Below are 26,326 nucleotides of genomic sequence, written 5' to 3' on the forward strand. Positions count from 1 at the left end.
CGGCTGAGACTCCCGCCTAGGCGCGCGTGGGCTTCGGAGACTTGTACATTTCCTCGATCACCGCTTCGAAGTCCTTCATGACCTGGGCGCGCTTGACCTTCATGGAAGGGGTCAGGTGGCCGGAGGCTTCGGTGAAGTCGCTTGGCACGATCCGGAAGGACTTGATGGCCTCCGCCTGCGACACCGATTGGTTGGCCTGGTTGATGAGCTCCTGCACGGCGGCCTTGACCTCGGCATGGCCGGCTGCTTCGCCCAGGGGCGTGTCCGCGGGCAGGCCGTGGCGCTGCAGCCACCCCGGAAGGGCTTCCTCATCGAGGGTCACGAGGGCGCCGATGAACGGGCGGTTGTCACCCACGACAAGTACCTGGGACACCAGTGCATCAGCCCGGATCTGGTCCTCGAGCAGTGCGGGAACCACGTTCTTGCCGCCGGCCGTGACGATGATTTCCTTCTTCCGGCCGGTAATGAGCAGGTAGCCGTCCTCGTCGAGCTGACCGATGTCCCCAGTGCGGAACCAGCCATCAGCGAACGATTCTTCCGTCAGGTCCGGGCGCTGGTAGTACCCCCGCATGACGCAGCTGCCCTTGACGAGGATCTCGCCGTCGTCGGCGATCCGGACGCTGTTGCCGGGAATCGGGGCGCCGACCGTGCCGATCTTGATCCGCTCCGGCGTGTTGACGCTCACAGGTGCCGTGGTCTCGGTGAGGCCGTAGCCTTCCAGGATCTGCAGGCCGATGCCCTGGAAGAAGTGGCCCAGACGCTCGCCCAGCGGGCCTCCGCCAGACACGGCATGGGCCACCTCGCCGCCCATGGCGGCGCGGAGCTTGCCGTAGACGAGCTTGTCGAAGACCGCGTGCTTGAGCTTCAGGCCCAGGCCGGCGCGGCCGGCCTGACGTGCCCGCGAGTAGGCTATCGCGGTTTCAGCGGCCTTGTGGAAGATGGCACCCTTGCCGCCGTCCTCGGCCTTGGTGAGGGCCGAGTTGTACACCTTCTCGAACACGCGCGGAACGGCAAGGATGAACGTCGGCTTGTAGCTCTGCAGATCGGGCAGCAGGTGCTTGATGTCGGGGGTATGTGCCACGCTGACGCCGGCGGCCACAGCCAGGACCGAGATGAAGCGTGCGAAGACGTGTGCCAGCGGCAGGAACATGATGGTTCGGGACTGCTCGTTGACAACGCCGCTCAGCGAGGTGGCCAGGGCGTTCTCGGACAGCTCCACGAAGTTCCCATGGGTGAGTTCGCAGCCCTTGGGCCGGCCGGTGGTGCCGGACGTGTAAATGATGGTGGCGAGGTCAGTGAGCCCGGCGGAGCGCCGCCGCGCCTCCAGCTCGTCGTCGCTGACGGCGGCGCCGGCCGCACGCACGGCGTCCAGCCCGTCCCCCTCCAGCTGCCAAACGTGGGCCAGCGCCGTAAGCCCTTCGGTGGCAGCTGCCTGCCGGATGACGTTCTCGTGGTGGTCCGATTCACCGAAGGCGGCTACTGCACCTGAGTCGCCCAGGTTCCAGGCAACCTGGGAAGGCGACGACGTTTCGTAAATGGGAACGGAAACGCCACCTGCGAACCAGATGGCGAAGTCGATGAGTGCCCATTCGTAGCGGGTCCGGGACATGATTCCCACGCGGTCACCCGCGCCGACGCCGCTGGCGATAAGCCCCTTGGCGAGGGCTGACACGTCGGTCAAAAACTCCTTGGCCCGGATGTCCTGCCATTGGCCGGCGGAGTCGAGACGCGAAAACAGGGCAGGGTTGGACGCCTTCGCTGCCTGGCGCAGTACAAGGTCCGTGATGTTGCTGTCCAAGGGGACGTTCGCCAAGGGCGGAACGCTGAATTCGCGCACGATAGCTCCTTTGATATCCGTTGGCCGCACCGGGTAACCCTAACCTTAGTACGACAAATGGCGCGGGCCGGGAGATCTTGGTTACCCGTCGGTAACTTTACGGCGCGGGGGCCCGCGCCGCCAGAGTGCACGACGTGTCGTTTGCGTTGTCGTACCTGCGAAGACGCTCTGCGGCGACACCTAGAATGGGGGACTATGCAGCCCTCTCCACCCAACGAGCAGCCAGCCCCGCCCTTTGACTCCGGCCGGAGCGGTCTGGCCGGCGGATGGGCGTCCCGACGCGCGGGGTCACGGCACTCGACATCACGGCGCCCGGTATCGGGGTACGGCGGCCAGCTGGCTGGGCACCGCCTGTTCCGGCAGCAGCTGCGGCTGGGCCGGCGGGGACTTGCCATCGGCATCGACATAGGCGGCACCAAGGTTGCCGCCGGCGTTGTGGACGCCGAGGGCCGCATCCTGCGTGAGGCGCGCCGGTCCACACCGGGAAGCGACCCGCGTGCGGTGGAGCGCGTCATCGTGGAACTGGTTGAAGAACTGAGCGCTGGTACACGGATCAGGTCCGTGGGCATTGGTGCCGCCGGCTGGATGGATCTCGACGGCGGCACGGTGCTGTTCAGCCCGCACCTCGCCTGGCGGAACGAACCGCTCCGGGAAAACCTGCAGCATCTGCTGCGCCGCCCCGTCATGCTGGTTAACGACGCCGACGCTGCGGCCTGGGCCGAATGGCGCTTTGGCGCCGGGCAGGGGCAGGACCGGCTGGTCTGCATCACCCTCGGCACTGGCATCGGCGGAGCAATGGTGATGGACGGGCACGTTGAACGGGGCCGGTTCGGCGTGGCGGGGGAGTTTGGCCACCAGATCATCATGCCCGGCGGCCACCGGTGCGAGTGCGGCAACCGCGGCTGCTGGGAACAGTACGCCTCAGGCAACGCCCTTGGCCGGGAAGCCCGGGAACTGGCCCTGGCGAATTCGCCGGTGGCGCAAGAACTCCTCAAGGCCGTGGCGGGAAGCGCCGAACGCATCACCGGCGCTACGGTGACCGAACTGGCGATCGCGGGCGACGCCGCCTCCCGGGAACTCTTGGAGGACGTCGGAAACTGGCTCGGGCTGGGGCTGGCCAACCTTGCCGCCGCCCTCGATCCCGGGAAGTTCGTGATCGGCGGCGGCCTGTGCGCGGCCGGCGAACTGCTGGTGGCCCCGGCGCGCAAGGCCTTCGCCCGTAACCTCACCGGCCGCGGATTCCGTCCCGCCGCAGAAATCGACCTGGCTGCCCTGGGGCCCAACGCCGGCCTGATCGGCGCTGCAGACCTGTCGCGGGTCAGCAGCCGTACGCACCGCTGACCCCGATCCGCCGCTGACGGAAGCGTCAGACCCTGGCGCCGTCGTCGTTTTCGTCTTTCTCCTGCGGCAGCTTCATGATCAGATACACCACAGCCCCGATAAAGACGGCCACCATGCCGAGGATTGCCAGCAGCGGCGCGGAGCGCCAGAACATCGAGGACAGGACCAGGGCAACCGGGGCGCCCACGGCGCCCAGCCACGCCAGCATCGTCAGCGGGTCCGTCGCCGACAGCTTGGGAGGCTCTTCCGGGACGAACTCGCCGTCGTCGTCATCGACGCTGTAGTCCCGCGGATCCCCTGCGCTGGCGGGAACTTCAGCCTGCCCTGACCGGGCGGCCTTCTGCTGCCAGGCTGCCTTCTCCCGGTCGGCGGCCTGCTGCCGTTCGGCCGCCGACAGTTCCCGTGGCGCCCGGGGCGCCAGGCCCAGCGGATCGAAGTCGGTGAAGCGTTTTGCAGCGCGTTCCGGACCGGAAACGTCCGCCTGTTCTGCTGGTGCAGGGCCGGCGTCGTCGCTGGTAGCCGTGCTGTGCCGGGGACCGCCGTGATGGCGAGACCCGGGCGCCGGGGAGTCAGCGTCGCCGGGGGCGGGGTTTGCATCGGGAGCCGGGGCATCGCCCTGGAGCCTTGCCACCAGGTCGAGCCAGACGGCGTCGTCCTGGTTGGCGCTCGGATCGGACGAATTCGAATCGGGCCTATTCATCGGTGGCGCCCTTCTGGCTGGCTGTCGCGGAGTCGGCGGATCCCTGGCGGATGTCCGCGACTACGGAGCGGATGAAGTCCACCGAACCGCTGAAAATCTGGCCGGCGTCGTGGTCCAGCGTGGCCACGTGGTAACTGTTGTCGAGCCGCGTGAGCTGCAGCGGAGCGTGGGTAAGCCCGCGCCGCAGGGCCGTGATGCTGGAATCGGACACAACGTGATCCACCGTGGAGCGGAACACCCGCACAGGCGCCGTGATGCGTGGCAGCAGCCGGACCGTGTCTTTGAACATCTTATTCAGTTCGTGGGCGGCTGCCACGGGGGTCCGGGAATATGCGCCCTCGTCGACCCCCTGCTTCCGTATGTCGTTCGCGATGGCTGGCGTGCTCTTGAGGACCAGCTTGAGGACGCCGGCCAGCGGCGCCCGGCGGTCATCGATGACAAGGCCGGGGTTGACCACGATGGCTCCCGCCACAGGCCTGGTCGCGGCGATCCGCAAGGCCAGGGCGCCGCCCATGGACAGCCCCGCGGCGAACACGAGATCGCACTCGGACTCAAGCTCCAGGTAGGCGGCGTCCATAGCGTCATGCCATTGCGGCCAGCGGCTGCGGGAAAGGTCCTGCCAGGTGGTGCCGTGGCCCGGCAACAGCGGCATCCTGACGGCAAAACCGGCATCGGCAAAGGACTGGGCCCACGAACGCAGGCTGTGCGGACTGCCCGTGAACCCGTGGGACAGGGCGATGCCGATGGACGGCCCCTCGCCGGAGAAAGCGCTGCTGAACGGGCTGTGATCGGGGACTGTGGTCATGACTTCTCCGACGGTATGTGGCTTCGGGAACGCAGCTGGAAAAACCGCGCCGAGGACTCGAAAATTTCCTGGGCGTCCGTGTCCAGCGTAGCCACGTGACCGCTGTTCCTCAGCGGCACCACGTCCAGGGCAGCCGAGGTGAGGCGCTTCCTGATCAGGCTGAGCGAGGTCGGGGGTACCACCGCGTCATTGACCGATTTGAAGACCAGCACCGGGGCCGTGATCCGCGGTAGTCCGCGGGCGGCGGCAGCGAAGAGCCTCTTCAACTGGTGAACCGCGGCCAGCGGCGTCAGGGAGTAGTCGCCGTCGTCCGTGGTGGCCGCCGTCGGATTGTCCTCCGCAACGGGCACAGTGGTTCGTTGGATGTACTTGAGCAGGCCAATGATCCGGATGCGCCGATCGTAGAAACTCAGGCCGGGATTGACGACGGCGACGCCCGCCACGCTGTGGCGGGATGCCGTGAGCAGGGCGATCGCCCCGCCCATTGAGAGGCCGGCCACGTAACACTCGTCCGTCCTCGCGGCCAGGTCCAGGTATGCCTGCTCGAAGGCGCCGTGCCACTCGCGCCATCCTGTGCTGGCCAGATCCTGCCAGGTGGTGCCGTGGCCGGGGAGCAGCGGAACAGTGACGGCGAAGCCGCGCCCGGCCAGGTATTCGGCCCACGGCAGGATGCTCAGGGGGCTGCCGGTGAAGCCGTGGGAAATCGCGATTCCGATCCGCGCATTGGGTCCGTGACCCACGTAGCTGAAAGCGGCGGGCCTTGGGCGGTCGCTGCTTTCTGTCATGAAACCATCGTGTCACTGTTCCGGACAATTCTCACTAGAGTAGGGTTGCATTGCAGTGCCGCCGGGCCCCTTGAACGCCCTGGCGGTAGCCTTCCGGAGAGGTACGACACGTGTTCTATTGGGTCATGAAGCGGATCTTCCTGGGGCCGGTGGTCCGCACGCTTTTCCGGCCATGGGTCAAAGGGCTGGACAACATCCCGTCCGAGGGCGCGGCCATTATCGCCTCCAACCACCTCTCATTTTCGGACTCGATCTTCATGCCGCTGATGGTGCCGCGGCCTGTCGTGTTCCTGGCCAAATCCGAGTACTTCACGGGCACCGGACTCAAGGGCCGGCTGACCGCCATGTTCTTTCGGCTGACCAACCAGCTGCCCATGGACCGTTCCGGCGGGGCGGCCTCGGCGGCCTCACTCGAGGCGGGCATGGACGTGCTGACGCACGGCGGGCTGCTGGGCATCTACCCCGAGGGCACCCGCAGCCCCGATTCGCGGCTGTACCGCGGGAAGGTCGGGGTGGCGCGGCTGGCGCTCCAGGCCGGCGTCCCGGTCATCCCGGTGGCGATGATCGGAACAGACAAGGTCCAGCCCATCGGCAAGCGGCTGCCGAACATCCGCCGGATCGGCATGATCTTCGGAAAGCCGCTGGACTTCAGCAGGTATGAAGGCCTGGCTGATGACCGGCTAATCCAGCGGTCCGTCACGGACGAGATCATGTACGAGCTCATGCGGCTCTCCGGCCAGGAATACGTGGACGAGTACGCCTCGGTGGTCAAGCTGAGGCTGGCGGGGAAGTCGGGCGAAGAGCCCGGGGAGGCCGGTACGTCCCGGTCAGCCTAGGTGGCCCAGATGCTGTGCCCATAGACCCCGTGGACCGTGCATCTGTGACGCCCTGGCCGATCGCATGACAGTCCGGGTGTCCCGAGCCGGTCCGGCCAACTACTCTAGTTAGTGTGACTGAGCTATCTGCAAAACCTGCCTCTTCCCTGACCAGCACTTCACAGAGCGGTGCGGCCAACTATCCGGGACTCGACAACTGGCGGGACCTTCCCATCTCCCAGCAGCCGAGCTGGCAGGACGCCGGGGTCTTCAACGCGTCCATCAAGGAACTGTCGGTGCTCCCGCCGCTCGTTTTCGCCGGCGAGGTGGACATCCTGCGCGAGCGTCTCGCCGCCGCAGCCCAGGGTAAGGCCTTCCTGCTTCAGGGCGGTGACTGCGCCGAGACCTTTGAGGGTGCCACAGCGGACAAGATCAGCGCCCGCGTGAAGACGATCCTGCAGATGGCCGTGGTCCTGACCTACGGTGCGGCGATGCCCGTCATCAAGATGGGGCGCATGGCCGGGCAGTTCGCCAAGCCGCGTTCCTCCAACGACGAGACCCGGGACGGCGTGACACTGCCGGCATACCGTGGCGACATCGTGAATGGATATGACTTCACGCCCGAGTCGCGGGCCCACGACGCCAGCCGCATGCTGCGCGCCTACCACACCTCCGCTTCCACGCTGAACCTCATTCGGGCCTTCACCCAGGGCGGCTTCGCGGACCTGCGCCTCGTCCACACCTGGAACAAGGGGTTCACCGAGAACCCGGCCCATGCCCGCTACGAGTCGCTCGCGCGTGACATCGACCGCGCCATAAAGTTCATGGCATCCTGCGGCGCCGACTTCGAAGCTCTCAAGCGGGTTGAATTCTTCGCCAGCCATGAGGCGCTCCTTCTCGACTACGAGCGTGCGCTCACCCGCATCGACTCCCGCACCGGGCTGCCCTACGGTACCTCCGGCCACTTCCTGTGGATCGGTGAGCGTACCCGCGAGCTGGATCACGCCCACGTGGACTTCCTGTCCCGGGTGCGTAACCCGATCGGCGTAAAGCTGGGCCCGTCCACGTCCGGTGACGATGCCCTGCGCCTTATCGACAAGCTGGATCCGGAGCGCGAACCCGGCCGGCTCACGTTCATCACCCGCATGGGTGCCGGCAACATCCGCGAGAAGCTCCCGTCCCTCGTGGAGAAGGTCACCGCCTCCGGTGCCCAGGTCCTGTGGGTCACGGACCCGATGCACGGCAACACCGTTACCTCGCCCAACGGCTACAAGACCCGTAATTTCGACGACGTCATTGACGAGGTGCGCGGGTTCTTCGAAGTGCACCATGCCCTGGGGACGGTTCCGGGCGGCCTGCACGTCGAGATGACCGGGGATGACGTGGCCGAATGCCTCGGCGGCGCCGACCCCATCGACCAGGAAGCGTTCCTTGACCGCTACGAGTCGGTCTGCGACCCCCGGCTGAACCACATGCAGTCGCTGGAGATGGCCTTCCTCGTGGCGGGCGCGCTCACCCGCCGCTAGGCGCCAGGGGAAGATCAACAGCGGGCAGGTCCAACAGCATAGAAGAAAGACCGGTGCCGGGGAGCAGTTCGAACTCCCGGGCGCCGGTCTTTCGTTTGCCCTCTGGCTACACCACGGTGAGGGTGATGACGGAGCCCTCAGGGACCTCGGTGTCCACGGGATCCTGGTCCCGCACCGTGCCGAAGAATCCGCCGAGGATTTCGTTGACGCGGACCTGGAAACCGCGCTTCCTCAGCGCCTCAGTTGCATCTTCCACCTGTTTGCCGATGTAGTTGGGCACCTTCACGAGCTTGGGCCCCTCGGAAATCGTCAGGGTGACCGTTTGGCCCCTTGTCAGGGTTCCGGAAGCAGGCTCCTGGCTGACCACGGCGCCCTTCGGTACGTTCCGAGAGTGCACCGTTTCGTCGGCAAAGACGGCTTTCAGGCCGGCGGATTCAATAGCGCGGAAGGCTGCGTCCTGATCCTGTCCGCGCACGTCCGGCACCGGAATGGGCTGCGGGCCTTTGGAGACAGTGAGGCTTACCGGTGTCCCGTGCCGCACGGGGGTTCCCGACGCCGGAGCCTGGTCCAGCACCGTGCCGGCGGGCACCTCCTCGTCGAACTTTTCGGTGACCTTGCCGAGCGCCATCTCGGCGCCGTTGAGTGCTTCCTTGGACCCATCGAGCGTTTTTCCCGTCAGCTGCGGGAGGGGAAACAGCTGCGGACCCTTGGAGACGAACAGCGAGACCTGCTGGAATTTGCGGATTTCCGTTCCGGCGTCCGGCTCAGATCCCACCACGAGTCCGGCCTTGACGTCGTCGTCGAAGACGTCCTTGGTACTGGATTCGAAACCGGCGTCCCGGAGCAGCTGCTGAGCCTCTGCCACGGTCCTGTTAGCCACCGCCGGCACGGTACCGGGGGAGCCGGGTCCCATGCCGAAGAACCAACCCGCCCCCGTGGCCAGGAGGGCCAGGATCACCAGGACCACAATCCAGAGCGCGCCCCGGCGCCGGGAATTCCCTTCGCGGAGTGTTCGGACGGGAGTAGCCGCGGCGCGGGCCCGTTCCTTCTGTTCGTGGCGGTCCAGCTTCCGCTGTTCCCGCTTGCTCAGGGGGAGCGGGGCTGCCTCTCCGTCGTCATCGTCGAATCCGTAGGGAGGAAGGACCGGCCGGTGAGTTGAAGAGACAGGAGCTGAAGGAGAGCCAGGGCTTGAAGAAGAGCCAGGGGCTGAAGAACCGGGGGCGGAAAACACAGTGGTCGGGTTGCTGGTGCGTGAAATGACTTCCGTGGGGCGGACCCGGGGGACTTCACCGCCGCGAATGGGCGCGAGCAGCTCGGTGTGGTTTCCCTGGCCTCCCTGGACGGGCGGGCTCTGCGGCATGCCGGACGGCATCCGGGCAGGCGCGGGGGGAGCGGCCACGCCGCGCGGGCCGGCGTTGGGGGCCGCGCCTGCCGCCGTGGCCGCCTGGATGGCCGCAGGGGGTTGCAGATCAAGTTCGGTGTCAGTGAGGTTGGTCCGGATATGACGGAGTTCCGCGAGCAGGGCGTTGCCGTCCACTGGCCGTTGCTCGGGGTCGCTGGCGGTACACCACTGCACGAGTTCGTCCACTTCCCCCGCGAGGCCGGGAACGAGGCCGGAGGGAGGACCCACAGCGGAATTCACGTGCTGGTAGGCCACCTGGATGGGGACCTCGCCGTCGAACGGCTGGCGTCCGGTGAGCATCTCGAACAGCATGATGCCCGTGGAGTAGATGTCACTCCGCGCGTCGGCCGGCTTGCCAAGGACCAGTTCCGGCGAGAGATATGCGACCGTGCCGATCAGGGCACCTGTGCTGGTTGTCGTCGTGACGGCACGCGCGAGGCCGAAGTCACCGATCTTGATCCGGCCGTCGTCGGCGATCAGGACGTTCTCCGGCTTGACGTCGCGGTGGATCATGCCGGCGGCATGGGCTGCCCCGAGGCCTTCCACCACCGGATCGATGAGCGCCAGGGCGAGGCGGGGGGACAAAGCGCCCTTGCTGTTGATGACGTCGCGGAGGGTGTGCCCCTTGATGTACTCCATCACGAGGTAGGCGGTGTCGCCGTCGTGCCCCTGGTCCAGGACGCCCACTACATGCGGGTGTGAGAGCTTTGCGGCTGCCCGTGCTTCCCGGGCCAGGCGGTCGAGGAAATTTCCGTCGTTGGCCAGGTGGGGATGCAGGACTTTCAGGGCAACATCACGGTCCAGCCTCTGGTCCGTGGCCACGTAAACGGTGGACATCCCGCCCCGAGCCAACCGGGACTTCACCAGGTAGCGGTTGTCCACGAGCGACCCGACGAGACTGCCTAAAGCGTTTTCCTGCACTCTTCGATACTAAGTGCTGCACGGAAACGGGTCCGAATCAACATGCGATCCGGACCCGTATCGTTATGCGCCTGCGGGCCGGGGCCTCCCGGTCCTGAGGCCCGTTGGGGGCGTCAGCTGAAGTTCTTGCGGTGTGCCTTGATGGCGGCGACGTAGTGCTTGGTGTCGGAGTACATGCCGTGCTTGTTGACCGAGTACTGGCCCTGGTAGTAGCCCGCGATGGCGTAGTCCAGGCTCTTGCTGGTCCGGATCAGCTGGCGGATGATCGCGACGCCGGCGGTCGCATTGTCATACGGATCAAGCAGGTTCAGCTTCCGGCCCACGAGATCTGATGCCCACTCGCCCGAGGAGGGAATGACCTGCATGGTGCCGATGGCGTTGGCCGGAGACACTGCCCGCTGGTTGAACCCGGATTCCTGGTACGCGAAGGCCTGTGCCAGCGCCGGATCCACGCCCATCCGCCGTGCTGTGTCGGCCACGATGGACTGCATCTGGGCAAGCGACGGAACCGGTGAGGCGTTAAGCAGGGCCTTGTTCTTGTTGGCCGAGCTGACCACGGCTGCGGGGTAGGTGTAGCCGAGGAAGGAGCTGGGCACGAGGGGCGTGACGCTCGATGCCGGCTGGACAGCGCTGGCCTTACCGGGAATGGCGAGCTTCTGGCCGGGGTAGATGACGCTGGTGACCTTCAGCCGGTTCGCCGACAAGATGTCCGCGAGCCTGACGCCGTGCCTGGCGGCGATGCCGGACAGGGTGTCCCCGGACTTGATGACGTAGGAGGCTGAGCGGGTGGCAACGGGTGCTGCCGCTTTGGCCGGGGCCGACGCCACAGCCGTGCCGGCACCGAGGCGGATCTTCTGGCCGGGATAGATGATTGAGGTCACCTTGAGCCCGTTCCAGCTGAGCACCTGGGAGAGCCTGACGCCGTGCCGCCCGGCAATGCCGCCCAGTGTGTCGCCTGACTTGACCGTGTATGTCCTGGCAGCGGTGGTGGCAGGTGCTGCCGCAGTCCGGGCCGCCGGAGCCGCAGCAGCCTTCAGCTTGATCCGCTGCCCCGGGTAGATCACGGAGTTCGACTTCAGGTTGTTGAGCTTCAGCACGGCGGTGGTGCTCAGCCTGTACCGGCCGGCGATGCCGCTGACCGTGTCGCCGCGGACCACCGTGTGGGCAGTTGGGGTGACGCGGGCGGGCTGAAGGCCCGAAGGGAGCGCTGCCGGCACGGAGGCTGCGGGGATGATGCCCGCCTTGACCGCTGCTGCCTGGGCCTCGATGGCGGCGGCAAGCGTCGCGGGCACCGTTTGGGGCCGGGCGTCGGCCGCTGCGGGCTCAGCGACCGCAAGGGAGGAAAGCATGACGGCGGGAAGCGTGGCGGTCGTGGCCGCGATCAGGGGCAGCCCCGGCCGGGTTGACTGCTTGGTGGAGCGGGTCGTCGTCATGGGAAAGATCCTCTTCTCAGCGGCGAATGCTGTCGGTCATGCCAAGTGCGTGATACCAATGTTACTGATGTTAATCGTGTTGCGAATGTTATCTATGTGAATCTCTCACGATTTCTCGGTTAGCACAAGAATTAGCTTTGAGCCGGAAAGTCTGCCCGGCTGGGAGTGTCGCGCGCGAAAATGGAGCGGGCGCACACGTGCGCTGGTTCGACTAGGCTTGCAGCCGCCCGCCATGGCAACCTTGACCCGTGAGTACTGTAGAAACCCTTGTAGGCGACTGGCTGCCACTGCCCGATGTTGCCCAGTTGCTGGATGTGTCCATTACCAAAGTCCACGGCCTCCTTGACGAGCGCGCGCTGGCGGCCCTGCGGGTGGGGGAGCGGCGGATCCGCTCGGTGCCCGCGGCTTTCCTCCAGGACGGCCACGTCGTGGACAGCCTCAAGGGCACGATCGTGGTGCTGTCAGATGCCGGCTACTCCGACGAAGAGCTGATCGGCTGGCTGTTTACCCCTGACGAATCACTGCGCGGGCGACCAATCGATGCCCTCCGTGAAGGCCGCAAGACCGAAATCCGGCGTCGGGCGCAGTCCCTGGCCTGGTGATAAGACCCAGCTTGGTGATAAGACCCAGCCTGGTGAAAAGGGGCATAGGGACGAACCCGGCCCCGTAAACGGGCCGGGCCGGCCGACTAGGCGGCCCGGCTCACTGTCGCCTCAGCCAGCCGCCGCAGCGCGGTCTTGGGGAGGTCTTCCAGCGGCAGGAGCTCCAGTGCCGCGTATGCCGCAGCGCCGAATTCCTCGATGAGCACTTCGGTGGCCTGCAGCGCCCCGCAGTCCGCGATGATCCGGCGGATCTCGGCCACGTCGTCCTCGCTCAGTTCGGGGCTTCCAAGCTTTGAGTCGATGAACGCGGACTCCTCGGGCGTGGCCAGGTCCAGGGCGAAGGCCACGAGGACGGTCCGCTTACCTTCCCGGAGGTCGTCTCCCGCGGGTTTGCCGGTGGTGACAGGGTCCCCGAAAACGCCCAGGACGTCGTCACGAAGCTGGAAGGCTTCGCCCAGGGGGAGGGCGAAGGCGGAGTAGCCCCGGAGCAGTTCGTCCGAGGCCCCGCCGAGCGCACCGCCCAGGGCGAGCGGATGCTCCGTCGAGTACTTGGCCGACTTGAACCGGATGATCGACTGGGCGCGGCTGACGGCCCCGGCGCGGTCCCGGACCGGCCCGGCCACCTCCTCGAGGATGTCCAGGTACTGGCCGGCCATGACCTCCGAACGCATCAGGTTGAAGATCAGCCTGGCCCTGCTTCCTGAGGCTGCCGTCTCGCCGATGTCGGTGAAGGCCTCCTCGCTGAACGACAGGCAGAGGTCGCCGGCCAGAATGGCAGCGGCGTGGCCGAAGCGTTCGCTGTCGAGGGCCCAGCCCTGGGACTCGTGGAGCTGGCTGAACCGGCGGTGGACGCTGGGTCCGCCGCGGCGCGTGTCCGACCTGTCGATGATGTCGTCGTGGATCAGGGCTGCCGCCTGGAACAGCTCAAGTGCGGCGCCTGCTGTGACGATGTCCTCTGCCGAGGCGGGGCCGCCGGCTCCGCGCCACCCCCAGTAGCACATGAGGGCACGCAGCCGCTTTCCGCCGGTGACCAGGTTGGAGATGGACCCCATGATGGGCTCGATGTCCGGCGAGATGGCCGTCATGATCGACTGCCGGGTGGTCAAAAAGTCTGTGAGCTTTCCCGCTACGGCGGCCACGAAGTCCGCCTGCTCCACGCGAAGCTGCTCGGCCAGCATCACTTGACGGACTCGGGCGCCACGTTGGCACCGATCGTGAAGGTGGAAACTCCGCCGGTTGCGGGGACGGCGATGTTAACCGTCTCGTTGCCCGCCCGCACGAAGTCCTTGGACGCCACGCTGCCCACCGTGCTGCCGGGAACGGCCTTGAAGCCCTGCGCTTCCAGCGCTTTGGTGTAATAGGCGACGACGGCGGCCGGCTTGGCGGCGGTTGAGCCCACCAGGGCGGCGGTGGCCGGGGACGTGGACTTGTCGAAGCTGCTGGCCACCACCTTGGTCCCGGGCATCACGGGAAGGAGCTTTGACGGGAAGCCTGCGACCAGCGCTCCCACGGTGGCCGACGTGCCAGGTGATGCACTCGGGCTGGCGGTTGCGGCCACTGACGCGGTGGCAGCCGCCACCGCTGACGAGGTGGCCGGTGCCGTTGCCGCGGGCGTTGCGGAACCGGGTGCCTGTGCCGTGCACGCTGACGCCGCCGCCACTACGGCTGCACCCGCGGCGAGCAGCCCAAGGCGGGCAGGCATGAGCGTTCCAATGACCTTCACAGGTGCGGTCCTCCTGGGTGTTGATGCCGGATTCAGCCTCCAGTTTAGTCAGGTGCAGGGCATAGGATTGCAGACGTGGGTCCGGACGAAGACAGAGAGCAGGCGGAAGCGCGGCTGCTGAACCTTCGGCGGGCGAGCATCATGCACGTCGATATGGACGCGTTTTTTGTCTCGGTTGAACTGCGCGCCCGCCCCGACCTGCGCGGCCGGCCGGTCATCGTGGGCTTTCCGGCGGAGCGTTCCGTTGTGCTGTCGGCGTCGTACGAGGCACGCAAATTCGGCGTGAAATCCGCGATGCCCATGGCTGTGGCACACCGGCTGTGTCCGCAGGCCACCATCATCGAGCCCAGGCATAAGCTGTACTACGAAGTGTCCGGTCAGCTGATGGCCATATTCGAGTCCATCACGGAGCTCGTTGAGCCGCTCAGTGTCGACGAGGCATTCCTGGACGTCGGAGGCGCGATCCGCAGGCTCGGTCCGCCGTCTGAAATCGGGCAGCTGATCCGGCGCAGGGTCGCCGGAGAGCTCGGCATCACGGCGTCCGTGGGGATCGCCGCCAGCAAGTTCGTGGCTAAGATCGCCTCAACCCGGTGCAAGCCGGACGGCCTGCTGCTCATACGGCCGGAGCAGACTGTCCCGTATCTTCACAGCCTTCCGGTCAATGCCCTCTGGGGGGTCGGGGGAAAGACGGCTGAGGTTCTGGCCCGCATGGGAATCCGTACCGTGGCGGACGTCGCCGCGACGCCGGTCTCCTCGCTCAAAAAGGTGCTGGGTGCCACCGGTGAGCACGTCCATCAGCTCTCCTGGGGTATCGACAGCCGGAAGGTTACCCCGGTGCGGGTTGAGAAAAGCATCGGCGCGGAAGAGACGTTTGCCGCGGACACGGCGGACGATGCCTTGCTGCACAGGGAACTGCTGCGGCTGTCCCACCGCACTGCCGAGCGGCTCCGCGCCTCCGGGCTGGTGGCCCGAACGGTGGCGCTGAAGCTGCGGTACGCCGATTTCTCCACCGTGACCCGAAGCCGCACCGTCCACACGCCCCTGGACAGCGCACAGCTCATCTACGCCGTGGCGATCCAACTGCTGGAATCACTGGGCAGCCGGCCCCTGACGGTCCGGCTGGTGGGCGTCCGTGCGGAGCAGCTGGAGCCGGCCGCCCAGACATCCCTTCAGCTGAGCCTGGACAGGCGCGATGACAACTGGCGGGCCGCCGAACAGGCGTTGGACAAGGTCGCGGAGAAATTCGGCAGCAAGTCCGTGCTTCCGGCCCGTCTGCTTGAGCCGGGAAGCAGCAAGTCCTGATGTGTTTCTGGCTGGGGTGATTCCCGCGACATCCGCCGGCGCGCGAAACCGCGTTCATGGCCCCAGATCCGTGTCAGTTCAGGGCCCAGGCAGTGTTGCCGCCCGTGAACAGCGTCTTTCAGAACAGCCTCCAACAAACTATCCTTATAGATACAAAGATTTCGAACGTCTGGACATGTGTGGATCACCTGACCCGCCGCGTCAGTATGCTTGAATCCCTGGATCTGCCGAGGTTGGCAGGCCGGGAACCTGGATGGCATGCCGGTCGTTGACGAGGCAGGAACAACCGGTTCCGACCTGTCTGGACGTTGGCCTACTTAAGGAGGTCGTGATGCCGCTCTCGGAGCACGAACAGAAGCTGCTCGAGCAACTCGAGAGGCAACTGCATGAGGACGATCCCAAGTTTGCCAATTCCATGGGCTCGGATCCCGGCCGCAGCTGGTCCACCCGGCACATCGTGATTGGCGTACTGGCCACACTGGCCGGGGTGCTGCTCCTCCTGGTGGGTGTCTCTCTCCAGAACATATTCGTCGGGGTCCTCGGGTTCGTCGTCATGGGTGCCGGAGTTTACTTTGCCACGATGCGCAGCGTTGCGGCCGGCAAAGCAAAGGCTGGCGGGCATGGCCGTAAATCGAAGAGCAAGAGTTCCTTCATGAACAGCCTCGAAGAGCGATGGGACGAAAGGCGGCGCGGGGAGTCCTGAGCCCGCCGCTCCACTTCCCACCACCTCCATTTCGTACCACCCTCCACATCGCACCACCGGGGAATGCCGGGTGGGCGCCAATAGCCAGGAATGACCCGCCGCGGCGGGTCATTCCGCTTTAATCCGCGGAACGGTGCCGGACCGGCATCCCGGAGCGTGATGACACGTCTGCTGCCCTGGGCGGACCGGCGCAGTTTCCCTCCACTTTCCACCCCCGCCCAAAATCCCCGCAATTTCGCGGAAAACTGTTTGTCCAAGCTGCAGAGAAATGCCCGCGCCGCGTTGACTGTGGGGAGAAGTGGAGTAAAGTGGAGCGCGTAAGAGGGTAGTGGCAGCGCGGGGGTTGTTCGGCTTCTGACGGCAGACGGGCGGTGGGACGTGTTCCTTGGGACACACTCGCCGCGTCTTGACGAAAAGGGCAGGATCATTCTTCCCGCCAAGTTCCGTGAGGAGCTTGCCGGCGGACTTGTTCTCACGCGAGGCCAGGAGCGCTGCATCTACGTCTTCAGCGAGCAGGAATTCGCGAGGGTACACGAGCAGATCCGGGAGGCTCCGATCTCCAATAAGCAGGCTCGTGACTACATCCGGGTTTTTCTCTCTGGAGCCTCGGACGAGGTACCTGACAAGCAGGGGCGCGTGACCATACCTCCCGCGCTCCGGGAGTACGCAGGGCTCGGCAGGGAGCTGGCCGTTATTGGGGCCGGCACCCGGGCCGAAATCTGGGACGCCCAAGCCTGGAATACGTACCTGGCGGAGAAGGAAACCTCCTTCTCTGAAACCGACAACCCCATCGCCGGCATCCTGTAGGCCGGCCCGAACCTGTTTCTTGGACGAGATCTCCAGCCGCCCATCCTCGTCGACTTCCTGGCTCACTTCCCCGGAGCCAGGCAGTCAAGGGGATAGGCGCGGATGGGGATCTGGCCCAAGAAACCACCAGAGGCGCTCAAGAAGGGACGAAGGCGTGACAGAACCTGACCAGCCGAAGCCTACGTCCGAACGCCATGTGCCGGTCCTCAAGGACCGGTGCATCAATCTTTTGGCGCCCGGATTCGAGGCGGCACGCCTGCGCGGTGAGACGCCGGTGGCCATCGACGCCACGCTGGGCATGGGCGGGCACTCCGAAGCCATGCTCCAGCGCTTTCCAGACCTGCACCTCGTGGGCATCGACCGTGACGAGGAAGCACTGGCACTGGCAGGCGAGCGGCTCAAGCCCTTCGCAGCCCGCACGGACCTGGTCCATGCTGTGTACGACGAAATTGCCGAGGTGCTTGAGGACCTCGGCATTCCCGAGGCCCACGGCATCCTGATGGACCTCGGGGTCTCGTCCCTTCAGCTCGACGAGCGCGAACGCGGTTTCGCGTACTCCTTTGACGCACCCCTGGACATGCGGATGGACACCAGCCGAGGCCAGACTGCGGCGGACGTCGTGAACACGTACAGCGAAGAGGAACTGGTCAGGATCATCCGCAAGTGGGGTGAGGAAAAGTTTGCAGGGCGCATCGCCAACAGGATCGTCAATGCCCGGGCAGTGAAGCCGTTCACCACCACAGGGGAACTCGTCGAACAGATCCGGGCGGTGGTTCCGGCTGCCGCGGCCAAGTCCGGCGGACACCCGGCCAAACGCACGTTCCAGGCGCTGCGCATCGAAGTCAACGAGGAACTCGAAGTCCTTGAGCGTGCGGTTCCGGCAGCGGTGGATGCCATCGCGCTTGGCGGCCGGATCGTCGTGATGTCCTACCACTCCCTGGAGGACAAGATCGTCAAGGGCGTCTTCCAGGCCCGCTCCAAATCGTCGGCTCCGCTCGGGTTCCCGGTGGAGCTTGAAGAACACAAGGCCGAACTCAAAACCCTGACCAAAGGCACCGAGGTGCCAACCGCCGTCGAGATCGCAGAGAATTCGCGTGCAGCATCAGCCCGGCTGCGCGCAGTGGAACGCATCAGAGCCAGGAGAGCAACATGAGCGCAGCAGCTGCCAAGAACCTCGCCCTTCCGTCCGGCCCGAGCGTCCAGGATGTAGAGGCCGGACTTCCGGGTTCGACCCGCAAGGCCCGTACCCCGCTGTCCTTGGTCCGGTCCGCACCGCGGAAGCGCCGTGCGCCCTTCGTTGTCCTCTGCTTCGGCATGCTGGCGGCTGCGCTGATCGCGGTGCTGGTGCTCAACATCTCTGTGTCCACGGCCCAGTACCAGCTGGTCAAGCTCCGTGCCGAACAGACGTCGCTCACCAAGCAGAACCAGGACCTGACACAGCAGGTGCAAAACTTCGAGGCTCCCCAGAATCTGGCTGCCAAGGCCGCAGAATTGGGAATGGTGGCTTCCACCGGCAAGGGGCAGATCGATCTTTCCACGCTGACGGTGAGCGGGGATGCCAAGCCGGCGGTTAAGGGAGACTCGGCTGGAGCGGTGATCGCTGCCCCTGCCGTCCCGGGTCAGCTGAATGTGGTTCCGCCCGCCAGCTCGGGCGAGCCGCTTGCAAGCAGGGCGCCCGCTGCCGGTGAAACGGCAGCTGCCCAGCCGGAGACCCCGGCGCCTGCGAAGCCGGCCGAGCCGGCCGCTGCCGCAAAGCCGGCCGCCCTGAACGGCGGCACCATTCCGGCGCCGGAGCAAAGGACACCGGGGCAGTAGGGCAGGAACAGGCGGCTGGTAGCCCGCATGGCAAGCAGTAGGGGATGAACGTGGCGCAAGGCAAGAGCAAGGCAAGCAAGACGAAGGCCGCCAACGCCACGAAGAGGCTCCGCCTTGGACTCAGCATCATGCTTGCGCTGTTGGTGGTGGTCGGCGGGAAGCTGTTCCTGGTGCAGGGGCTGGACGTCGGCGGCATGGCCGAAGCTGCGCTGGACAACCGGCTGCGCCCCACCGTGCTCCCGGCCGAACGCGGCAGCATCCTGGACGCGAACGGCACTGTGCTGGCCAACAGCGTCATCCGCTACAACATCACTGTTGACCAGTCTGTAAATACCAAGACCGAATCCTTCAAGCGGCTTGAAAAGGTGAACGGCAAGGACGAACTCGTCACCGTGACCCGTGACCAGGGGATCGCCGAGCTTGCCGCCGTCCTGGGCATGGATACCGAGGACGTGCGAAAATCCGTCACCGGAACCAGGACGTACTACATCGTGGCCAAGGACCTCCGGCCCGATGTCGAAAACCGGGTGTCGGAACTGCAGATCCCGGGTATTTTCTCCGAGGGCACCAGCAAGCGCGTCTACCCGAACGGTTCGGTGGCCGGCGGCATTGTGGGATTCCTGGAGAACGGAACCACCGGCCAGGCCGGCCTCGAACAGACCCAGGACGAGATACTGCGGGGCACTCCCGGGAAACGTGTGTTCGAAATCGGCGCCGACGGCCTCCGCATTCCCGTGGGCATCGACGAACTGACGCCCGCGCAGGACGGCAAGGACGTCAAGCTCACCTTGAACTCCGACCTCCAGTACTTCGCCCAGCAGGCCATCCAGACCCAGGCGGACAAGCTCAGCGCCGAGTGGGGGGTCATCATCGTCTCGGACGTGAAGACGGGCAACATCATCGCCATGGCCGACACCAACACCCCAGACCCCAACGACCCCGGCAAGGTGGCGGCCGAGGACCGCGGCGTCCGTTCCGTCACCGCTGCGTACGAGCCCGGGTCGGTGGAAAAGATGATTACCGCCGCTGCGGTCATCGAAGAAGGCAAGGCCAAGCCGCTGGACACCTTCGTGATCCCGCCGTCCCTGGTGGTCGACGGCCAGCAGTTCGATGATTCCTTTTCGCACGGGACTGAGAAGCGGACCCTGGCGGGCATTCTGGGCTGGTCGATGAACACGGGCACCGTGATGGCGGGCCAGCGCCTCACCAAGGACCAGCGCCACGACTGGCTGCAGAAATTCGGCATCGGAGAGGCGCCGGAGATCGGCTTGCCGGCGGAGGCGAAGGGCATCCTGACCCCCGCCGACCAGTGGGACGGGCGCCAGCAGTACACGGTGCTGTTCGGTCAGGGTGTCTCGCAGTCGACACTCCAGACAGTCCGCGCCTACCAGTCCATCGCCAACGACGGGGTGATGCTGCAGCCGCGGCTCATCGACAGCTACATCAGCCCGGACGGAACCGAGGAAAAGGTGGCGGCCAAGCCGTCCCGCAGGGTGGTCTCGGAGGGGACGGCGCAGCAGGTGAGGGACATCCTCGAAAGCGCCGTTACGGAGGGCCAGATCAAGGAGGCCGCCATCGACGGCTACCGGGTGGGCGCCAAGACCGGTACCTCACAGTCGCCCTGCGACGACGGGACCGCAGGCTTCTGCGGGTACACCGCCTCAATGGTGGGGATGGCGCCGATGGACGATCCGCGGTTTATTGTGGAGGTGGTCCTGCAGCGTCCCAAGGGGTCCATTTACGGGATCACCAACGGGCCCGTGTTCCGCTCGGTCATGAGCCAGGCACTGCGGACGTACAACGTTCCGCCGTCCAAGGGCACGCCCGTCAGGCTGCCGCAGTACGCCAAGTAACGCCCGCCAAGAAAGACCGCGGTACACCTGAACAAACAGTTCTGTCGTGTCCGTTGGTCCACTAGCACCAACGGAGATTCAGTTGTCACAGCACCATGACCCCGGCACTGCCGACGCCCCGGAGGGGCAGGCATCCAGCAGCGGCTTCCGGCCCACCGCCATCGCAGCCGTCGAACTGGGTGTCATCGGCCAGTCAGTGGGCGTCACCGTGCCCGGGGCCTCCGAGTCAATCCAGGTCACCGGCATCTCGCTCGACTCCCGGTCCGTGGAACGCGGGGACCTGTACGTTGCCCTGCCGGGGGCGTCGCGGCACGGCGCGGACTTCGCGGCGACGGCGATCGCGTCCGGTGCGGTGGCGGTGCTGACGGATGACGCCGGCGGAAAACTTCTTGCCCTGGGGTCGGACATCGCCGTGCCCGTGCTGGTGGTGGCAGAGCCCCGCAGCGTGGTGGGCCGGCTGTCCAGGCTGATCTACCGGAGCCAGGACGCTGACCTCCCGGGCCCCTCGATGTTCGGCGTGACGGGCACGAACGGAAAAACCACCACCACGTACTTCATCAACGCCCTGCTGCAGGCGCTGGGCAAGAAGACCGGACTCATCGGCACCATCGAAATCCTGGCCGGCGGGGACCCGATTCCCAGCCTCCTGACCACGCCGGAATCCACCGATGTCCACGCCCTCCTTGCCCTCATGCGGGAACGCGGCCTGGACGCCGCATCCATGGAAGTCTCCTCACACGCGGTGTCCTTCCGCCGGGTGGACGGCGTGGTCTTCGACGTCGTCGGGTTCACCAACCTCACCCAGGACCACCTGGACCTGCACGGCACCATGGAGGAGTACTACCGGACCAAGGCGGAGCTGTTCACCGCCGAACGAGCCCGGGCCGCCGTCGTGACGGTCGACGACGAGTGGGGACGGCGGCTTGCCGCCGAGACTGGGCTTCCGGTCACCACACTGGGAACCCTGCAGCCCGGCAGCGGGCCGGAAGCGGACCCGGTGTCCAATTCGGCAGCGGCCCAACCTGCAGGGGCCGACTGGACGGTCACCGACCCCAAGCCCCGCGGCCTCGGCACGGAATTTACCCTCCGCGGCCGGAACGGCACGGAACTGCGTGTGCACACCGGGCTGCCCGGGGCCTTCAATGTCTCCAACGCGGCACTGGCCGTGACCATGGTGCTGGCCGGCGGCGCAGACCCCGCCGACGTGCAGGCAGCACTCGATGCCAAAGATCCGTTCACGGTGGCAGTGCCGGGCCGCATGCAGCTCGTCTCCACCCGGCCGGCCGCCGTCGTCGACTTCGCGCACAACACCGATGCACTGGCACGCGCCCTGGAGGCCGTCCGGTCCCCGGAACCCGCGTCCAAGGTGATCGTGGTCTTCGGCGCCACGGGCCAGCGCGACCAGGGCAAACGCCCGTCCATGGGCGCCACCGCCGCGCGGCTGGCCGACGTCGTGATCGTCAGCGATGACGACCCCCACGACGAGGACGCCGCCGCGATCCGCGCCGAGGTGCTGGTAGGTGCCACGGACGCCAAGGAATCCGAGCAGCTCGACTGCAAAATCATGGAGGTTTTTCCGCGGGAAGCTGCCATCCGGGAGGCCGTCAACCTGGCGGCACCGGAGGACACCATCCTCATTGCAGGGCGCGGGCACGAAGTGTGGCAGGAGGTCAAGGGAGTGAACCTTGCCCTCGACGACAGGGTGGAACTACGGAACGCCTTGACGGCACGAGGATTCACCGTTCTCCAAGACGACGGGATAGAGTCCTAGACCGACATGATTGAACTAACTGCGGCGGAAATCGCCGAAATCACCAACGGCCGGCTGCTTGCCGACCCCGGCGTCACCCCGGCATCCGTGGTCACCGACTCGCGGGAGGCCGTTGCCGGCTCCCTCTATGTCGCCAAACCGGGCGAGAGCGCAGACGGGCACAGCTTCGTGGGCGCGGCGTTTGACCGGGGCGCGTTGCTGGCCCTCACCGAACGCGAGATCAAGGACGACGCCGGCCGGAACTATCCGTCGATCGTGGTCGAGGATGCGGTGCTGGCCATGGGCGCCCTTGCGGCAGAGGCTGTCCGGCGGATCCGGCACCACCGCGAGGCCGCCGGCGAGCACCTGACGGTCATCGGCATCACTGGTTCCGCCGGCAAGACCACCACCAAGGACCTCCTCGCCGGCATCCTGTCGGCTGAAGCGCCGACCGTAGCACCCCAGGGTTCCTACAACGGCGAGGTCGGCGTGCCCCTCACCGTCTTCCAGGCGGGGTTTGACACCCGGTACCTGGTCATCGAGATGGGCGCCACCGGCATAGGACACATCCGCTACCTGGCCGAGATGGTCCGGCCCGAGATCGGCGTGGTGCTCGGCGTGGGAACAGCCCACGCCGGGGAATTCGGCGGCGTGGAGAACATCGCGGCCGCCAAGGGCGAACTCGCCGAGGCGCTGCCCGTCGACGGCACCGCCGTACTGAACCTCGACGATTTTCGCGTTGCTCCAATGGCCGCGCGGACCCAGGCGACTGTTCTGGGCTTCTCCTCCCGGGACGCCGAGCCCGACGCTCCTGCCGTCCGGGCCGCCAACCTGGACACCAACGCCTCGGGCAACCCGGAGTTCGACCTCGAAGTGCCGGGGGAGCCCACGGTCAGGGTCACCAGCAAACTCATCGGCGAACACCACGTGGCGAACCTCCTCGCCGCCGCAGCGGCCGCGCATGCGGCCGGCGTACCGGCAGACCGGATCAGCGCATCACTGAGCTCCCAGTCCGCGGCCAGCCGCTGGCGCATGGAGCGGACCGAACGGCCCGACGGCGTCACGGTCATCAACGACGCGTACAACGCCAACCCGGAATCCATGCGGGCTGCCTTGCGCACGCTCGCGGACCTCGGCCGCGGCCGCCGTACCTGGGCCGTGCTCGGCGCCATGCTGGAACTGGGTGACGATTCCATCCGCGAGCACACCGCCGTCGGAACGCAGGTGGTGCGGCTGAACATCTCCCGCCTCCTGGTGGTGGGCCGCGAAGCGCGTTCGCTGTACGTTTCCGCCGTGCAGGAAGGCTCGTGGGGGGATGAATGCGTCTTCGCTGAGACCGTCGACGAAGCGTACGAACTGCTCCAGGAGCAGCTCGAGCCCGGCGACCTCGTGCTCTTCAAATCCTCGAACAGCGTGGGACTGCGCCATTTGGGCGATCGGATAGCATTACCCCCACATGCCACCCCCACAGCCAATGAAGGGAGCGAGCTGCTGTGATTGCACTTCTGATCGGCGCTGGCCTGGCCCTGCTGCTGGCACTGGTGGGCACACCGCTGTTCATCCGCCTGTTGGTCCGCAAGAGCTATGGCCAGTTCATCCGCGACGACGGACCGACGTCGCATCACACCAAACGCGGCACGCCCACCATGGGTGGCACCGTGGTGGTGGGCGCGGTCCTGCTGAGCTATGGACTGACCCACCTGATCATGTGGCTCATGAACCCGCGTTCGGCCGGGCCGTCCGCATCGGCGCTGCTCCTGCTGTTCCTGATGGTGGGGATGGGTCTGGTGGGCTTCCTCGACGACTTCATCAAGATTTCCCGGCAGCGCAGCCTGGGCTTGAACGCCAAGGCCAAGCTCATCCTCCAGGCGGCCGTCGGCATCATCTTCGCCGTCATGGCCCTCTACTTCCCGGACGCCGACGGCCTGACGCCGGCGTCCACCAAAATCTCGCTGGTCCGTGACATCCCGTGGCTGGACCTGGCATTCGGCGGCACGGTACTGGGTGCGATCCTCTTTGTGCTGTGGTCGAACCTGATCGTCACGGCGGCGACGAACGGCGTCAACCTCACCGACGGCCTTGACGGCCTGGCCGCCGGTGCTGCGGTGATGGTGTTTGGCGCTTACACGCTGATGGGCATCTGGCAGAGCAACCAGGCCTGCGGCTCTCCCCGCCAGGCCGGCAGCGGCTGCTATTCCGTCCGGGATCCCCTGGACCTGGCGCTCCTTGCGGCCATCATGAGCGCCGCGCTGGTGGGCTTCCTGTGGTGGAACACGTCACCGGCCAAGATCTTCATGGGTGACACCGGTTCCCTCGCGATCGGCGGCGCCATCGCAGGGTTCGCCATCCTCTCCCGCACCGAACTGCTGCTGGCCTTCATCGGCGGCCTGTTCGTCCTCATCACGCTCTCCGTCATCATCCAGGTGGGCTACTTCAAGGTGACCAAGGGCAAGCGCTTCTTCAAGATGGCGCCGCTGCAGCACCACTTCGAACTCAAGGGCTGGGCGGAAGTCACCGTGGTGGTCCGGTTCTGGATCCTCGCCGGCCTGTTCGTCGCCGCGGGTCTTGGCATCTTCTACGCAGAATGGGTGGTCCTGCTGTGAACGGCTCCGCATCCCACACCGAAGCACCAGGCACCGCAGCAACAGGTCCGGCCAGGCTCAAGGACCTGGTCAGCTGGGACTCCGACTGGGCCGGGCTGCGCGTCGTGGTCACCGGAATCGGCGTCTCGGGCTTCGCGGCCGCGGACACGCTGATCGAACTCGGTGCCCGCGTAGTGGTGGTTGACGGCGCCACTACGGAAACGGCCCAGGCCAAGGCGGACACGCTGCGGATCGTGGGTGCGGCCGACGTCCTCCTGGGGGAGGACGCCGTCCACAAGCTGCCGAAGATCGACGGCCAGAAACCGGAGCTCGTGGTCACCTCTCCTGGCTGGCGCCCGGACCAGGCTTTGCTAGCTGCTGCCGCCCGCGCCCATATCCCGGTCTGGGGCGACGTCGAACTCGCCTGGCGCCTGCGCGTCCGCGAAGGACGGAAAACAGCTGACTGGCTCACCATCACCGGTACGAACGGCAAAACGACGACGGTCGGCCTGACCGAGTCCATGCTGCGTGCCGCAGGTCTGAAGGCGATCGCGGTGGGCAACGTCGGCACGCCCATCCTCGATGCCCTGCGTGACCCGGTGGAGTACGACGTCTTCGCGGTGGAACTGTCCAGCTTCCAGCTGCACTGGTCCGATTCCGTTTCGGCAGTCGCCAGCGTGTGCCTCAACGTCGCCGAAGATCACGTTGACTGGCACGGCTCCTACGAGTCCTACCTTGCCGACAAGGCCAAGATCTACGCAAACACGCAAAAGGCCTGCATCTACAACGACGAGCAGATCGAAACCGAACGCATGGTGGAGGACGCGGACGTGGTGGAAGGCTGCCGCGCGGTGGCCTTCACCACCCTCACGCCTGCCATCAGTATGCTCGGCGTTGTGGAGGGCCTTCTCGTGGACCGGGCCTTCATCGCCGAACGGAAGGACAGCGCCGTCGAACTGGCTTCCATGGCGGACCTGGGCCCGGTGGCACCCCGCCACATGGTGGCCAACGCCCTGGCCGCCGCAGGCCTGGTACGGGCCTACGGTGTCGGCCCGGAGCACGTGCGCGAGGGACTGCAGGCCTACATTCCCGGAAGCCACCGCATCCAGCCGGTCGCCAAGCAGAACGGCGTCCTCTGGATCAACGACTCCAAGGCAACCAACCCGCACGCCGCCTCCGCCTCTCTGGCTGCCTTCGACCCGGTGGTGTGGATTGCCGGCGGACTGTCCAAGGGCGTCAGTTACGATGACCTGGTCCGTGACCACGCGCGCCGCCTGAAGGCCGTGGTACTGATCGGCAAGGACACGGCATCGCTGGAGGAGTCCCTGCAGCGACACGCACCGGATGTCCCCGTCATCCGGCAGGCGGCAGGCCACACTGAAATTGTGCAGTCAGCCGGAACCGGACATGACGCCGCACCGGATTCAGCCGAAACCGGGGAGGCAGTGATGGCACGGGCCGTCGCATCGGCGGCACAGCTCGCCGCCTCCGGTGACACTGTGCTGATGGCCCCGGCTGCTGCATCCATGGATCAGTTCTCTTCCTACGCTCATCGTGGCGACGCCTTCATTGCAGCGGTCCGCGAGCTTGTGGAAGGGGAGGCCCGGACCGGCAAGGAGTAAGA

General features: G+C 66.3%; 22 protein-coding genes. 14 read left to right on the plus strand and 8 right to left on the minus strand.

Going from position 1 to position 26,326, the window contains the following annotated elements:
* Positions 1-16: 16 nt before the first annotated feature.
* A complete protein-coding gene (locus AC5RWD_RS13910; RefSeq protein ID WP_494020568.1) occupies positions 17-1,837 on the minus strand; it encodes an AMP-dependent synthetase/ligase in 1,821 nt (606 codons plus the stop codon).
* A gap of 195 nt (positions 1,838-2,032) precedes the next feature.
* Between AC5RWD_RS13910 and AC5RWD_RS13915 the strand changes: the two genes are divergently transcribed.
* Positions 2,033-3,178, plus strand: a complete 1,146-nt coding sequence (locus AC5RWD_RS13915) for an ROK family glucokinase (RefSeq protein WP_494020569.1) — start codon at positions 2,033-2,035, stop codon at positions 3,176-3,178.
* A gap of 25 nt (positions 3,179-3,203) precedes the next feature.
* Here AC5RWD_RS13915 and AC5RWD_RS13920 read toward each other — a convergent pair whose 3' ends face one another.
* The 3 genes from AC5RWD_RS13920 to AC5RWD_RS13930 are packed head-to-tail and all read right to left on the minus strand — an operon-like array spanning position 3,204 to position 5,468.
* On the minus strand, positions 3,204-3,878 hold the full coding sequence (locus tag AC5RWD_RS13920; protein WP_494020570.1) for a hypothetical protein: 675 nt from the start codon (positions 3,876-3,878) through the stop codon (positions 3,204-3,206).
* The gene (locus tag AC5RWD_RS13925) at positions 3,871-4,683 is read right to left on the minus strand and encodes an alpha/beta hydrolase (protein ID WP_494020571.1); all 813 of its coding nucleotides are present in this window, start codon (positions 4,681-4,683) and stop codon (positions 3,871-3,873) included. The genes AC5RWD_RS13920 and AC5RWD_RS13925 overlap by 8 nt, the downstream gene beginning before the upstream one ends.
* Positions 4,680-5,468, minus strand: coding sequence for an alpha/beta hydrolase (locus AC5RWD_RS13930; protein WP_494020572.1), 789 nt, complete (start codon positions 5,466-5,468; stop codon positions 4,680-4,682). Before AC5RWD_RS13930 ends, AC5RWD_RS13925 begins: the two co-directional genes overlap by 4 nt.
* A 110-nt stretch (positions 5,469-5,578) precedes the next feature.
* Here AC5RWD_RS13930 and AC5RWD_RS13935 point away from each other — a divergent pair, with 110 nt between their 5' ends.
* Complete coding sequence (locus AC5RWD_RS13935; RefSeq protein WP_494020573.1) at positions 5,579-6,304, plus strand: lysophospholipid acyltransferase family protein; 726 nt, start codon at positions 5,579-5,581, stop codon at positions 6,302-6,304.
* 113 nt (positions 6,305-6,417) lie between these two features.
* A complete protein-coding gene (locus AC5RWD_RS13940; RefSeq protein WP_494020574.1) occupies positions 6,418-7,809 on the plus strand; it encodes a class II 3-deoxy-7-phosphoheptulonate synthase in 1,392 nt (463 codons plus the stop codon).
* A 106-nt stretch (positions 7,810-7,915) separates the two neighbouring features.
* Here the strand turns inward: AC5RWD_RS13940 and AC5RWD_RS13945 are convergent, their stop codons facing one another.
* Positions 7,916-10,048, minus strand: a complete 2,133-nt coding sequence (locus AC5RWD_RS13945) for a Stk1 family PASTA domain-containing Ser/Thr kinase (protein WP_494020612.1) — start codon at positions 10,046-10,048, stop codon at positions 7,916-7,918.
* Positions 10,049-10,245: 197 nt separating this feature from the next.
* A complete protein-coding gene (locus AC5RWD_RS13950) occupies positions 10,246-11,565 on the minus strand; it encodes a lytic transglycosylase (protein WP_494020575.1) in 1,320 nt (439 codons plus the stop codon).
* A gap of 248 nt (positions 11,566-11,813) precedes the next feature.
* Here AC5RWD_RS13950 and AC5RWD_RS13955 point away from each other — a divergent pair, with 248 nt between their 5' ends.
* Complete coding sequence (locus AC5RWD_RS13955; RefSeq protein ID WP_494020576.1) at positions 11,814-12,167, plus strand: Rv2175c family DNA-binding protein; 354 nt, start codon at positions 11,814-11,816, stop codon at positions 12,165-12,167.
* 86 nt (positions 12,168-12,253) lie between these two features.
* On the opposite strand, the gene AC5RWD_RS13960 is transcribed toward AC5RWD_RS13955, so the two are convergent.
* Positions 12,254-13,345 carry a polyprenyl synthetase family protein gene (locus AC5RWD_RS13960; protein ID WP_494020613.1) on the minus strand — a complete coding sequence of 364 codons (1,092 nt, stop codon included), beginning with the start codon at positions 13,343-13,345 and terminating at the stop codon, positions 12,254-12,256.
* Positions 13,345-13,890 carry a hypothetical protein gene (locus AC5RWD_RS13965; protein ID WP_494020577.1) on the minus strand — a complete coding sequence of 182 codons (546 nt, stop codon included), beginning with the start codon at positions 13,888-13,890 and terminating at the stop codon, positions 13,345-13,347. The genes AC5RWD_RS13960 and AC5RWD_RS13965 overlap by 1 nt, the downstream gene beginning before the upstream one ends.
* 141 nt (positions 13,891-14,031) lie before the next feature.
* On the opposite strand from AC5RWD_RS13965, the gene dinB reads away from it, so the two are divergent.
* From dinB to murD, 10 genes are all read left to right on the plus strand, one after another.
* A complete protein-coding gene (gene dinB, locus AC5RWD_RS13970) occupies positions 14,032-15,192 on the plus strand; it encodes a DNA polymerase IV (protein ID WP_494020614.1) in 1,161 nt (386 codons plus the stop codon).
* A 331-nt stretch (positions 15,193-15,523) separates the two neighbouring features.
* Positions 15,524-15,895 carry an SCO2097 family morphological protein gene (locus AC5RWD_RS13975; protein ID WP_102973963.1) on the plus strand — a complete coding sequence of 124 codons (372 nt, stop codon included), beginning with the start codon at positions 15,524-15,526 and terminating at the stop codon, positions 15,893-15,895.
* Between the two features lie 378 nt (positions 15,896-16,273).
* A complete protein-coding gene (mraZ, locus tag AC5RWD_RS13980; protein ID WP_306922290.1) occupies positions 16,274-16,702 on the plus strand; it encodes a division/cell wall cluster transcriptional repressor MraZ in 429 nt (142 codons plus the stop codon).
* A 154-nt stretch (positions 16,703-16,856) separates the two neighbouring features.
* On the plus strand, positions 16,857-17,855 hold the full coding sequence (rsmH, locus tag AC5RWD_RS13985; RefSeq protein WP_494020578.1) for a 16S rRNA (cytosine(1402)-N(4))-methyltransferase RsmH: 999 nt from the start codon (positions 16,857-16,859) through the stop codon (positions 17,853-17,855).
* Positions 17,852-18,517 carry a cell division protein FtsL gene (gene ftsL, locus AC5RWD_RS13990; RefSeq protein WP_494020579.1) on the plus strand — a complete coding sequence of 222 codons (666 nt, stop codon included), beginning with the start codon at positions 17,852-17,854 and terminating at the stop codon, positions 18,515-18,517. Before rsmH ends, ftsL begins: the two co-directional genes overlap by 4 nt.
* A 44-nt stretch (positions 18,518-18,561) precedes the next feature.
* Positions 18,562-20,370, plus strand: a complete 1,809-nt coding sequence (locus tag AC5RWD_RS13995) for a peptidoglycan D,D-transpeptidase FtsI family protein (protein ID WP_494020580.1) — start codon at positions 18,562-18,564, stop codon at positions 20,368-20,370.
* 82 nt (positions 20,371-20,452) lie between these two features.
* A complete protein-coding gene (locus AC5RWD_RS14000; protein ID WP_494020581.1) occupies positions 20,453-22,141 on the plus strand; it encodes a UDP-N-acetylmuramoyl-L-alanyl-D-glutamate--2,6-diaminopimelate ligase in 1,689 nt (562 codons plus the stop codon).
* Positions 22,142-22,147: 6 nt separating this feature from the next.
* Positions 22,148-23,617, plus strand: a complete 1,470-nt coding sequence (locus AC5RWD_RS14005; RefSeq protein WP_494020582.1) for a UDP-N-acetylmuramoyl-tripeptide--D-alanyl-D-alanine ligase — start codon at positions 22,148-22,150, stop codon at positions 23,615-23,617.
* Positions 23,614-24,723: a phospho-N-acetylmuramoyl-pentapeptide-transferase gene (gene mraY, locus AC5RWD_RS14010; RefSeq protein ID WP_314192588.1), complete on the plus strand. Its 1,110-nt coding sequence runs from the start codon at positions 23,614-23,616 to the stop codon at positions 24,721-24,723. The genes AC5RWD_RS14005 and mraY overlap by 4 nt, the downstream gene beginning before the upstream one ends.
* Positions 24,705-26,324, plus strand: coding sequence for a UDP-N-acetylmuramoyl-L-alanine--D-glutamate ligase (murD, locus tag AC5RWD_RS14015; protein ID WP_494020583.1), 1,620 nt, complete (start codon positions 24,705-24,707; stop codon positions 26,322-26,324). Before mraY ends, murD begins: the two co-directional genes overlap by 19 nt.
* The last annotated feature ends 2 nt before the right edge of the window (positions 26,325-26,326 follow it).

This window comes from Arthrobacter sp. CMU6, assembly GCF_059090205.1.